At 66.5% G+C, this 11,164-nt stretch carries 14 protein-coding genes; 9 read left to right on the top strand and 5 right to left on the bottom strand.

Annotated features, from left to right (window positions below):
• The coding region (groL, locus tag EPD66_RS13085) for a chaperonin GroEL (RefSeq protein ID WP_255448477.1) at nt 1-1,259 on the top strand (1,259 nt) is incomplete at its 5' end.
• An 85-nt stretch (nt 1,260-1,344) separates the two neighbouring features.
• On the opposite strand, the gene EPD66_RS13090 is transcribed toward groL, so the two are convergent.
• Nucleotides 1,345-1,518 (bottom strand): YqaE/Pmp3 family membrane protein, encoded by a 174-nt coding sequence (locus EPD66_RS13090; protein ID WP_142848962.1) that lies wholly within the window; start codon nt 1,516-1,518, stop codon nt 1,345-1,347.
• A 215-nt stretch (nt 1,519-1,733) separates the two neighbouring features.
• Here EPD66_RS13090 and EPD66_RS13095 point away from each other — a divergent pair, with 215 nt between their 5' ends.
• Nucleotides 1,734-2,144: a response regulator gene (locus EPD66_RS13095; RefSeq protein WP_255448478.1), complete on the top strand. Its 411-nt coding sequence runs from the start codon at nt 1,734-1,736 to the stop codon at nt 2,142-2,144.
• Between the two features lie 184 nt (nt 2,145-2,328).
• Here the strand turns inward: EPD66_RS13095 and EPD66_RS13100 are convergent, their stop codons facing one another.
• The gene (locus EPD66_RS13100) at nt 2,329-3,189 is read right to left on the bottom strand and encodes an RNA polymerase factor sigma-32 (protein ID WP_142848963.1); all 861 of its coding nucleotides are present in this window, start codon (nt 3,187-3,189) and stop codon (nt 2,329-2,331) included.
• 122 nt (nt 3,190-3,311) lie between these two features.
• On the opposite strand from EPD66_RS13100, the gene EPD66_RS13105 reads away from it, so the two are divergent.
• The 3 genes from EPD66_RS13105 to hrpB all read left to right on the top strand — a co-directional run bounded on the left by EPD66_RS13105 (nt 3,312) and on the right by hrpB (nt 7,160).
• Complete coding sequence (locus EPD66_RS13105; RefSeq protein WP_185961406.1) at nt 3,312-4,235, top strand: LysR substrate-binding domain-containing protein; 924 nt, start codon at nt 3,312-3,314, stop codon at nt 4,233-4,235.
• 61 nt (nt 4,236-4,296) lie between these two features.
• The gene (locus tag EPD66_RS13110) at nt 4,297-4,680 is read left to right on the top strand and encodes a response regulator (RefSeq protein WP_142848965.1); all 384 of its coding nucleotides are present in this window, start codon (nt 4,297-4,299) and stop codon (nt 4,678-4,680) included.
• Nucleotides 4,677-7,160 (top strand): ATP-dependent helicase HrpB, encoded by a 2,484-nt coding sequence (gene hrpB, locus EPD66_RS13115; RefSeq protein WP_255448479.1) that lies wholly within the window; start codon nt 4,677-4,679, stop codon nt 7,158-7,160. The genes EPD66_RS13110 and hrpB overlap by 4 nt, the downstream gene beginning before the upstream one ends.
• 192 nt (nt 7,161-7,352) lie before the next feature.
• Here the strand turns inward: hrpB and EPD66_RS13120 are convergent, their stop codons facing one another.
• The 3 genes from EPD66_RS13120 to EPD66_RS13130 are packed head-to-tail and all read right to left on the bottom strand — an operon-like array spanning nt 7,353 to nt 8,952.
• Complete coding sequence (locus EPD66_RS13120) at nt 7,353-7,937, bottom strand: tyrosine phosphatase family protein (protein WP_142848966.1); 585 nt, start codon at nt 7,935-7,937, stop codon at nt 7,353-7,355.
• 32 nt (nt 7,938-7,969) lie between these two features.
• On the bottom strand, nt 7,970-8,185 hold the full coding sequence (locus tag EPD66_RS13125) for a SlyX family protein (RefSeq protein WP_142848967.1): 216 nt from the start codon (nt 8,183-8,185) through the stop codon (nt 7,970-7,972).
• A complete protein-coding gene (locus EPD66_RS13130) occupies nt 8,182-8,952 on the bottom strand; it encodes an alpha/beta fold hydrolase (protein ID WP_142848968.1) in 771 nt (256 codons plus the stop codon). The genes EPD66_RS13125 and EPD66_RS13130 overlap by 4 nt, the downstream gene beginning before the upstream one ends.
• A 97-nt stretch (nt 8,953-9,049) precedes the next feature.
• Between EPD66_RS13130 and EPD66_RS13135 the strand changes: the two genes are divergently transcribed.
• From EPD66_RS13135 to EPD66_RS24075, 4 genes are all read left to right on the top strand, one after another.
• Nucleotides 9,050-9,640 (top strand): ATP-binding cassette domain-containing protein, encoded by a 591-nt coding sequence (locus EPD66_RS13135; RefSeq protein WP_142848969.1) that lies wholly within the window; start codon nt 9,050-9,052, stop codon nt 9,638-9,640.
• Between the two features lies 1 nt (nt 9,641).
• Nucleotides 9,642-10,439, top strand: a complete 798-nt coding sequence (gene fetB / locus EPD66_RS13140) for an iron export ABC transporter permease subunit FetB (RefSeq protein ID WP_142848970.1) — start codon at nt 9,642-9,644, stop codon at nt 10,437-10,439.
• A 66-nt stretch (nt 10,440-10,505) separates the two neighbouring features.
• A complete protein-coding gene (locus EPD66_RS13145) occupies nt 10,506-10,967 on the top strand; it encodes a DUF5615 family PIN-like protein (protein ID WP_142848971.1) in 462 nt (153 codons plus the stop codon).
• The coding region (locus EPD66_RS24075; protein WP_221930979.1) for a hypothetical protein at nt 10,955-11,164 on the top strand (210 nt) is incomplete at its 3' end. The genes EPD66_RS13145 and EPD66_RS24075, both read left to right, overlap by 13 nt.

Here is an 11,164-nt window from a genome sequence, read left to right on the forward strand (position 1 = left end):
GCCGTTCGCGCAAGGTCGAGACCAATGCCGAGATCGCCCAGGTCGGCACCATTTCGGCCAATGGCGAGCGTGAAATCGGCGAGATGATCGCCAAGGCGATGGAAAAGGTCGGCAACGAGGGTGTCATCACCGTCGAGGAAGCCAAGGGCCTGACCACCGAGTTGGACGTGGTCGAGGGCATGCAGTTCGACCGCGGCTACACCTCGCCCTACTTCGTCACCAACGCCGACAAGATGACCGTCGAGCTGGACAACCCCTTCATCCTGCTGCACGAGAAGAAGCTGGCCGGCCTGCAGCCGCTGCTGCCCGTCCTCGAGCAGGTGGTGCAGTCGGGCCGTCCGCTGCTGATCATCGCTGAAGATGTCGAAGGCGAAGCCCTGGCCACGCTGGTGGTCAACAAGCTGCGCGGCGGCCTGAAGGTCGCTGCCGTCAAGGCTCCCGGCTTCGGCGACCGCCGCAAGGCCATGATGGAAGACATCGCCATCCTGACCGGCGGCCAGGTGATCTCGGAAGACCTCGGCATCAAGCTCGAAACCGTGACCACCGACATGCTGGGTACCGCCAAGAAGGTGGTGATCACCAAGGAAGACACCACCATCGTCGACGGTGCCGGCGAGAAGGCCGAGATCGAAGCCCGCTGCAAGCAGATCCGCGCCCAGGCTGAAGAGACCTCTTCGGACTACGACCGCGAGAAGCTGCAGGAACGCCTGGCCAAGCTGGCCGGTGGCGTGGCCGTGATCAAGGTTGGCGGCGCCAGCGAGATCGAGGTGAAGGAGCGCAAGGACCGCGTCGATGACGCCCTGCACGCTACCCGCGCCGCGGTCGAGGAAGGCATCGTCGCCGGTGGCGGCTCGGCCCTGCTGTACTCGGTGCGTGCCCTCGAAGGTCTGTCCCCGGTCAATGACGACCAGAAGGTCGGCATCGAGATCGTCCGCCGCGCCCTCCAGGCCCCGGTGCGCCAGATCGCCGAGAACGCCGGTCATGACGGTGCCGTGGTCGCCGGCAAGCTGCTGGAAGGCAGCGATGTCAGCCAGGGCTTCGACGCCCAGAACGGCGTCTACACCGACATGGTGAAGGCCGGTATCATCGACCCCACCAAGGTCGTGCGCACCGCCCTGCAGGATGCCGCCTCGGTGGCCGGCCTGCTGATCACCACCGAAGCCATGATCGCCGAGAAGCCCGAGAAGAAGGCTGCTCCCGACATGGGCGACATGGGTGGCATGGGCGGTATGGGTGGCATGGGCGGCATGGGCTTCTAAGCCTTTACCGACCGGCACAGCCGCAAGACGGAAAGGGGTCGCGATTTCCGCGGCCCCTTATCCATTTTGGAGAAGAGTGTTCTACCTACCTGGCGGCACGAGGTGCGCGCGCGATGACCCAGATGGCGTGGATGATTCCCGGCAAGTAACCCAGCAGGGTGAGAAGGATGTTCAGCCAGAATTGTACGCCCAGCCCTACCTGGAGGAATACCCCGAGTGGTGGCAGTACAATGGCTGCGAGAATCCGGATGACGTCCATTCGTTTGCCCCGCTTGCAGTTTCGTTGTTGTTTTCAACAGCCGAAAGGGGCGATCGGTTCTTGCCTCGGCCCCCATCCAGGAGGCATAGTGTGCGCCGCAAGAAATCGGGCAGGTGGGTCATTAGGGTACAGAGCTTTCATCCGCAGGCTGTTTGTGGTAGAGGGCTTGCTTCTCTGTGAACGGGGATAACCCTGCTGGCGAGGTGAGGGGCGTGTTGGCTGATAAGTTGGAAGCCGCTGGAACCGCACGGGACAGCGGTCTGATCGCCGTGGTCGAGGACGAGGCCATCGTCCTGGTAGGCTATCAGATGCTGTTCGAAAGCTGGGGCTATAGCGTCGTCGCGGCGAGTTCCGCCGACGAGGCTTTGTCGCAATTACATGACGGTGGCCGAAAACCGGACATTGTCGTTGCCGATTACCGGCTGAAACATGGCCGTACGGGAATAGAAGCCGTGCGCGAAATCCAGGCTGCCTTCGGGGACGATATTCCCGGCATTCTGGTAACCGGCGATACCGCCGCCGATCGTTTGCGGGAAGCCGCGGCCAGCGGTCTGCCGATCCTGCACAAGCCGGTCAACGGCAAGCAACTCCAGGCGCTGATCGCCCAATATCTCGGCCGTGCCTGACGGCTGCACTCCGGTGTCCTGAGACGGGCCGACGGCCCTCTTCAGTGTAAAGGCGGTTTCTTCTCATAGACGTGCTTCTTCGGCGACGCCTCATGCAATGGGGCGGTCTTCGCATGCGTGCAGCCGCGTTGCCCCGATAAGAGAGGCTTACCGGGGCGTTTCGCGGAACGTCATGCACGGGCGCTCAGGCTATTTTCTGGCTGCGTGGCGCCAAGGCCTGGGCGGCCGACTCCATCAATCCCTTCAGCTTCTTGACCGCAGCATTCTCGATCTGGCGCACGCGCTCGCGCGAGATGCCGTGAGTCTGGGCGAGGTCTTCCAGGCGCAGCGGCTCCTCGCGCAGGCGCCGTCCGGAAAGGATGTCGCGCTCGCGCTGGCTCAGTCCTTCCCAGGCCTTGGCCAGCAGGCGGCGGCGCCAGCTTTTTTCCTGGTGTTCGGCCAGGATTTCTTCCGGGTCCGGCTCATCGCTGGCGAGGCTGGCCATCCAGCTTTCCTCGTGCTCCTGGCTGCGCGGGGCGTCGAGCGAGCGGGCGGGCTGGTCCATCAACTGCTCCATCTCGCGCACGATGGTCGCACGCACCCCCAGCGTCTCGGCGACCTGATCGACCTCGGCATCGCTCATGGCGCCGCTGCTGTAATCGCCCAGCTTGGCGCGCAGGCCGCGCAGCTTGAAGAACAGCTTCTTGCGCTCGGCGGTCAGGCCGATCTTCACCGGGGTCGAGTTTTCCAGGACATACTCGAACATGGCGGCGCGGATCCACCACAGGGCATAGGTCGAGAAACGCAGGCCCCGGTCCGGGTCGTAGCGTTTCAGGGCCTGCATCAGGCCCAGATTGCCTTCGGCAATGATATCCGACAGGGGCAGGCCGTAGCCTTTGAAGCTGACGGCCATGCGGAGCACCAGTCGGAGATGGGCGTGAACGATACGCTGTCCCGCTTCTTCGTCCCCCTGGTCACGCCAGGCACGGGCGAGGCGGTCCTCCTCCTCGGGGGTCAGCATTGAATGACTGCGCACCGCCGCGAGATAGGTCGAGAACTCTGCCATGGTTCATCTCCTTAGCCTCGGGAAGAAACCCTCTTCCCACGGCCTTAGGATGCCAGAGGCGCCTGTGATACATCCAATGGATTTAAATTGTCCATTTGATAATGAAAGTGTATCATGAAGCCATGATCTCGATTCGCCAACTCCGCTGTATCGCCGCCCTGGATGAAACCCTGCATTTTCATCGGGCGGCCGAACGCTGCCATATCAGCCAACCGGCCCTGAGCAACCAGATCCGCCAGATGGAGGAGGAACTGGGCGTGGTGCTGGTCGAACGTTCCAAGCGCCGTGTGATGATGACCCAGGTGGGGCACCAGGTGGCCGAACGCGCCAAGGCCATCCTGCGGGATATCGAGGAACTGAAGCATCTGACCCGCGGCGGCGAGAAGCCGTTGTCGGGTACGTTGCGCATGGGGGTGCTGCCGACCTTGGGGCCGTATCTCCTGCCTCATATCCTGCCGGCCCTGATCGCCAAGTTCCCCGACCTGAAGCTCTATCTGCGCGAGGAGCCGGTGGGCCGTCTGGTCGAGGAATTGATGCATGGTGATCTGGACCTGCTGCTGGTCTCGCTGCCCCAGCGGCGGGACGACATCACCGTCTATCCGATGTTGTGGGAACCGTTCTGGGCCGCCTTGCCGATCAGCCATCCTTTGGCCGCGCGCGAGGAACTGGAACTGACCGACCTGAAGGGGGAGATGCTGATCCTGCTGGAACGCGGCGATTGCCTGCGCGAGGGCGAGTTGAAGCTGTGCCAGTCCTCGGGTGCGGGCGAACATCCCGATTTCCGCGCCACCAGCCTGGATTCCCTGCGCCAGATGGTGGCGACCGGGCTGGGGGCGACGGTGCTGCCGGCGCTCTACGTCAATTCCGAGGCGCGCAAGGACGACAAGATCGCCGTCCGTCCCTTCCGTCCGCGCGGCGAGGACGGGCGCGGGGCAGGGCGCGAAATCGACCTGGTCTGGCGGCGCACCAGCACCCGTGCCGCCGAGTTCCGCATGTTCGCCGAACTGATCCGCAGCAATCTACCCGATGTCGTGACCTTGCTGTGATGGGCGGGGTAGGCATCTTCCGGCAGGGGTGTTACTCTAGGTTCTGGTAAGGAGGATTACCATGGCCGATGATGTCATGAGTGGAGCGCGCGTTCTCGTCGTCGAAGACGATGAGATGCAGCGCATGGCATTGGAGATGCTGTTGCAGGCCTGGGGCAGCGCGCCGGTCATGGCCGCTACGGCCCAGGAAGCCGAGGACGCGGCCGCCAAGGACGCGCCGATGGTGATCCTCAGCGATTTCCGTCTGCCCAGCGGCCGGTCGGGCCTCGATCTGGTGCTGCAGCTGCGCCAGCGTGCGGCCGTGGAAATTCCCGCCATCCTGCTAACCGGCGACACCGCCACCGATCTGGCTCGTCAGGCCGAAGAAGCCAATTGCGTGCTGATCAACAAGCCCTGCGACCCCAATACCCTACGTACGACGATTCTTCGCCTTCTGTCCCGGTGATTTCCCCGCTTCCCATTGACGAGGCGCTGCCCGCCTTGCTGGCGGCGCTGAAGGATGACCCGCGCGCGGTGCTTCAGGCGCCGCCCGGTGCGGGCAAGACGACAAGGGTGCCGCTGGCCCTGCTCGACCAGGACTGGGCGGAGGGGCGGCGTATCCTCATGCTCGAACCCCGGCGGCTGGCGGCCCGCGCCGCCGCTGCGCGCATGGCCCAGACATTGGGCGAGGCGGTGGGAGAGACAATCGGCTATCGCATCCGCCTGGACAGCCGGGTCTCCGGCCGCACCCGGATCGAGGTGGTGACCGAGGGCATCCTGACCCGCATGATCCAGGACGATCCCGCCCTGGACGGCGTGGCGGCGGTGATCTTCGACGAATTCCACGAACGCTCGCTCAATGCCGATCTGGGGCTGGCCCTGGCGCTGGAGGCCCAGGCCCTGCGCGAGGACCTGCGCATCCTGGTCATGTCGGCGACGCTGGACGGCGAGGCGGTGGCGGCCCTTCTCGGCGATGCGCCCATCGTCACCAGCCAGGGCCGCGCCTTTCCCGTCGAGACGCGCCATCTCGATCCGCAGCCGAAGAACCGGATCGAGGAGGAGGTCGCCGCCGCCATCCGCCGCGCCCTGGCCGAGGAAAGCGGCAGCATCCTGGTCTTCCTGCCCGGGCAGGGGGAAATCCGCCGGGTCCAGTCCCTGCTGGGCGACTTGGGCGAGGATGTGCTGGTGGCGCCGCTCTACGGCGACCTGCCCCAGGCCGCCCAGGATGCCGCCATCCGTCCGTGCCCGCAGGGGCGGCGCAAGGTGGTGCTGTCCACCGCCATCGCCGAAACCAGCCTGACCATCGAGGGCATCCGCGTGGTGATCGACAGCGGCCTGATGCGGGTGCCGCGCTTCGAACCGGCCAGCGGCATGACCCGGCTGGTCACCGTCAAGGTTTCGAAGGCTTCGGCCGAACAGCGCCGGGGCCGTGCCGGGCGCATGGAGCCGGGCGTCTGCTACCGCCTGTGGCCCGAAGCCGCCCATGGCGCCCTGGCCGCCCAGTCGACGCCGGAGATCCTGGAGGCCGATCTGGCTCCGCTGGCGCTGGACCTGGCGCAATGGGGCGTGACCGATCCCCGCCAACTGGCCTGGCTCGATGCGCCGCCGACGGCGGCATGGTCCCAGGCCTGCGATCTGCTGCGTCGCCTGGGCGCGCTGGACGCAGAGGGACGCATCACCCGCCATGGGCAGGTCATGGCCCGCCTGCCGCTGCATCCGCGCCTGGCCCATATGATCCTGGCTGCCAAGGAGCTGGGGCTGGGCGGATTGGCCTGCGAGGTGGCTGCCATACTCTCGGAACGCGACCTGCTGCGCGGCCAGCGCGACGCCGACCTGCGCCGCCGTATCGAGGTGCTGCGTGGGGCGGAACGCGGCCTGGAAGTGGACCGGGGCGCGGTGCAGCGGGCCCGCCAGTCCATCCGCCAATGGCAGCGCCAGCTCGACATCAAGGAAGGCGAAGGCGGCATCGAGGAGACCGGGCTGGTCCTCGCCTTCGCCTATCCCGACCGGATCGGCCAGCGCCGCTCCGGGGCTGGCCGACAATACCGCCTGAGCAACGGGCGCGGCGCCTTCTTCTCCGACCAGGGCGAGCGCCTGGCGGCGGAAGACTTTATCGTTTGCGCGGAACTCGATGGCGACAAGCGCGAAGCCCGCATTTTCCTGGCCGCTCCCGTCACCCGCGCCGAACTGGAAACCCATTTCGCCGATGCCATCGAGGCGGTGGACGAGGTCGCCTGGGACTCGCGCGAACAGGCCGTCCAGGCCCGCCGCCGCCGCAAGCTGGGCGCGCTGGTGCTGAAGGACGAGCCTTTGGGCGGCAATGCCGATTCCCAGGCCGCCATCTCCGCCATGTGCGAGGGCATCCGCGAATTGGGGCTGAACGTGCTGCCCTGGACCAAGGAATTGGAGAACTGGCGCGGCCGGGTCATGTTCCTGCGCCGGGTGGAGGGCGAGTCCTGGCCCGATCTTTCCGATCAGGCCCTGCTCGACGGGCTGGAGGACTGGCTGGGACCGTTCCTGACGGGTATCACGCGGCGCGGCCATCTCGCCAAGCTGGACTTGGCCGCCGCCCTGCATGCTCTGCTCGACTGGCCGCAGAGCCAAGCCCTGGACAAGCTGGCGCCAAGTCATCTGACGGTCCCGTCGGGATCACGCATCCCGCTCGATTACGCGGGCGGCGAGACGCCCGTCTTGGCCGTGCGCCTGCAGGAAATGTTCGGCGCCACCGAAACGCCCGCTTTGGCCGGGGGCAAGGTGCCGCTGGTGGTTCATTTGCTCTCGCCGGCCCATCGTCCGGTCCAGGTGACGCAGGATCTGGCCGGTTTCTGGAAAAGCTCCTACCACGCCGTGAAGGCCGACCTGAAGGGGCGCTATCCCAAGCATTACTGGCCGGACGACCCGCTCCAGGCCCAGGCCACCAGCCGCGCCAAGCCCCGGGGACAATAGCCCTCTGGAAGGCTGCGAAAGAAGCTGGTTCCGCCCGCAATACATCGTCACCCCCGCGAAAGCGGGGGCCCATGGTGGGGCCCCTGGAGATGTAAGCCGCCAGAGAGGGATGAAGCGGCTCCCTGGACTCCCGCTTACGCGGGAGTGACGAGGAAAGACGGGTTCATCAGCATTCCGGGGGCAATAGCCCCTTTATGCCACGACGGCCATCTCCAGTTCACGGCTGCGGCCGAGGCTGCTCATCCAGTCCACGAAGGAGGGTTCGTGCTTGATCTGATGGCCGTAATGCCGCCGCAGCGCGGCCGTCAGCCGACCCTTGCGGCCAAGGAAGTCGTCGGCATAGCCGATCATCAGCGAGTTCGGCCAGGCTTGCGGGCGGATGTGCCGCAGGCGCGCGAAGAGCCGGTCTTCCTCTTCCTCCGGCAGGGCCTGGGCGAGCAGGCTCAGCATCGCGGCGGTGGAGCGGGACACGCCCATGTGGCAGTGGACCAGCAGATGGCCGTCTTGCAGCCCGGCGCCGGAGTCGGCCAGTTCCGTCCCGAAGCGCAGGATGGCCGCGACATGGTCCGGCGTCGGCATCACCTTTCCGGGAAGAGGATCGATGATGTCGTGGAACCGCAAGGTCGTGCGGTGATGGTCGCCATAGGCCTCGAAGGCATCCAGTTCCGGCCATTCGGGATCGAGCAGGGACAGGACATGGGTGACGGAATGTTCACGCGGGGCGGAAAGTTCCTCGATTCCGCAGATGGTCAGGGTCCGGAAGGGGATGGTTTCCATGAGGTCTCCTTTGGATCGAGTGGACGTCCGTCTCAGTAATGGGGCGGCGGCTTATCGTCGCTGGGAGAACGGTCGACGCCTGCTTCCAGGGCGCGGACGCGGTCCTTGAGAAGACGGGCCTGGGTGGTCAGGCTGTCGATCTCGGCCCATTGCCGTGCGGCCATGTCGCTGAGGTCCTGGATGCTGGCCTCGGCATGGGCCAGCGCGATTTCCAGGGTGGCGATGCGTTTTTCCAGTTCCTCGCTCATGCCAGGAAGCGCTCCACTTCGGTGGTGAAGTCCTGGGGCTTTTCGGCGTGCAGCCAATGGCCGGCGCCGGGGATGACGGAAAAGCGGGCCTGGGGAAAGAGGCGCAGGATCAGCGGGCGATATTCGGGCCGCACGTAATCCGAATTGCCGCCATGCAGGAACAGGGCGGGCGCGTTGAAGCTTTGGCCCTCGACTTCGGGGAAGGAGGTAATGCGGTCCATCCAGGCCATCAAGGCATCCAGGTTGACGCGCCAGAACAGCTTGCCGTCCTCGGAGACCAGATTCTGCAGCAGGAACATGCGCACGCCCGCTTCCGGCACGGTCTCGACCAGCTGCGATTCCACTTCCGAACGCCGGGTCAGGCCGGTCAGGTCGATGCCCTTCATGGCCTTGGCATAGCTGAGGAAGACCTGGTTGTAGGTGACGGGGGCCACGTCGGCGACGATCAGGCGGTCGATCAGGTCGGGATGGCGCAGAGCGGCCATCATCGCGGCCTTGCCGCCCATGGAATGGCCCAGCAGGTCGATCCGCCCCAGGCTATGGGCGCGGGCGAAGGCGGCCACGTCCTCGGCCATGGCTTCATAGGACATGTCGTCGTGCCAGGGCGAGTTGCCGTGATTGCGCAGGTCCAGGGCATAGATCTTGCGCTTGGCCCCCAGGCTGCGGCCGATTGCCGACCAGTTGCGGGCCGATCCGAACAGGCCGTGCAGCACCACCAGCGGCTTTCCGCTTTCGCCGAATTCCAGATAGGACAGGGTCTCGCTCATTCTTGCTCCTTTCGCCGTCCGGGCTCGCAGGATGCGGTGCTTTGCCGGGAAAGTGAACCGGCTTTCTGCATTCCCGCGAGTGAGGTAGGGTATACCCATGCTTTCCGTGCGTGATCTTTCCGCGCGCGGCATCGTCACGGCCTCCTTCGATCTTCCGCCCGGCGCCTGTTTCGCCCTGCGCGGTCCATCGGGATCGGGCAAGACGCTGCTGCTGCGCGCCATAGCCGACCTCGACCCCGCCGAGGGCGAGGTCCTGCTCGACGGCCGCCCGCGGGCCCTGATGGACGGGCCGGACTGGCGCCGCCGCGTCGTCTATCTGGCCGCCGAGCCGGGCTGGTGGGCGGAGCGGGTCGACCAGCATTTTCCCGATTGGCCCTCCGCCCTGCCCATGGCCGAGGCCCTGGGCCTTTCCCCGGATATGGGAAGGCGCCCGGTGGCGGAGCTTTCCACCGGCCAGCGCCAACGCCTGGTCCTGGTCCGCGCGCTGGCGCGGGGGCCGCAGGTGCTGCTGCTGGACGAACCCACCTCCGCCCTGGACGAGGACTCGCGCGATCGCCTGGAATCTCTGATCAAGGCGAAGCAGGCGCAAGGGTTGGCGGTGCTGTGGGTCAGCCATGATCCGGCCCAGGCCGCCCGCGTGGCCTCGCATTCCCTGGTTCTTGAAGGCGGCCGGGTGAGGGCAGGCTGAAATGGATTACATCGCTCTCGACTGGCGCGACCTTGCCGTCGCGTCGCTGCTGGTGATGGCCAATGCGGGATTGTCCCTGTGGCTGAAGCTGGGCATCGAACGCCGCCTGCTGATCGCGGCCTTGCGATCGGCGGTGCAACTGGTCCTGGTCGGACTGGTGCTGACCACCTTGTTCCGCCTGTCTTCGCCCCTGTGGACCGGGCTGGCGGCGCTGGTGATGATCCTGCTGGCCGGGCGCGAGATCATGGCCCGCCAGGACCGCCGCTTCACCGGCTGGTGGTCCTATGGGTTGGGGACGGTCTGCATCATGACGGCGGCTTCGGTGGTCACCGTCTTCGCCCTGACCACGCAGGTCCGCCCCGATCCCTGGTTCGATCCGCGCTATGCCCTGCCCATGCTGGGCATGATCCTGGGCAGCACCATGACCGGCATCAGCCTGGGCCTGCACAGCCTGACGAAAGGCGCCATCCAGGGACGACAGGCGATCGAGGCGCAGTTGGCCCTGGGGGCGACGCGCAGCGAAGCCATGCGGCCGATCCTGCGCGAGGCCCTGCGCAGCGCCCTGATGCCGGTGATCAATTCCATGTCGGCCACCGGCATCGTCGCGCTGCCGGGCATGATGACGGGCCAGATCCTGGCCGGGGTCGAACCGGTCGAGGCGGTCAAGTACCAGATCCTGATCATGTTCCTGATCGCCGGGGGCACTGCTTTGGGCGCCGTCATGGCGGTGCTGGGCGGCCTGCGCCGGCTTTCGGACAGCCGCCACCGGCTGCGCCTGGACCGCCTGCGGGCGGATTGAGGCCGGGCAGGGCGCAGGGGGGACAGGTCCTTGCAGGACGGGGGGCGTCATTCCCAAACTTCTGGAATGCGCCTGCTTTGCGATGAAATGCTTTCCGGCTTCGCCCGCTGGCTGCGGGCGGCGGGCTATGATACCGCCAGCCAATCGCCCCAGGACAGCGACCGCGTGCTGGTGGCCCGTGCCGTGGCCGAGGATCGGGTGATCCTGACCCGCGACCGCCAGATCGCCGAGCATCGCGCGGCGGCCGGGCGGGTGCTGGTGCTGCACGGCGACAGCCTGGACGGCTGGGCCGCGCAGGCGGCAGGGGAATTGGGCATCGACTGGCTGTACCGGCCTTTCTCGCGCTGCCTGGTCTGCAACGTGGGTGTCCTGCCGGCTCCGGCCCATCTGCATCATCGCGTGCCGCCGGGCAGCGGGAGCCCCATCACCTGGTGCCCATGCTGCGACCGCCTGTATTGGCCGGGCAGTCATGTCAGGCGGATGAGCGCCACTCTGGAAAGATGGCGCTCGGAGGAATGGCAGCGTTAATCGCCGCCATCGCCTCCGCCATCCCCGCCACCGGAACCGCCGTCACCTCCGCCGGAACCACCGTCCCCGCCACCGGAGCCGCCATCACCTCCGCCGGAGCCGCCATCCCCGCCACCGGAACCGCCGTCACCTCCGCCGGAACCACCGTCCCCGCCACCGGAGCCGCCATCACCTCCGCCGGAGCCGCCGTCCCCGCC

It is taken from the genome of Telmatospirillum sp. J64-1 (assembly GCF_006980715.1).
GTDB classification, from domain to species: Bacteria; Pseudomonadota; Alphaproteobacteria; order Rhodospirillales; family Magnetospirillaceae; genus Oleiliquidispirillum; species Oleiliquidispirillum nitrogeniifigens.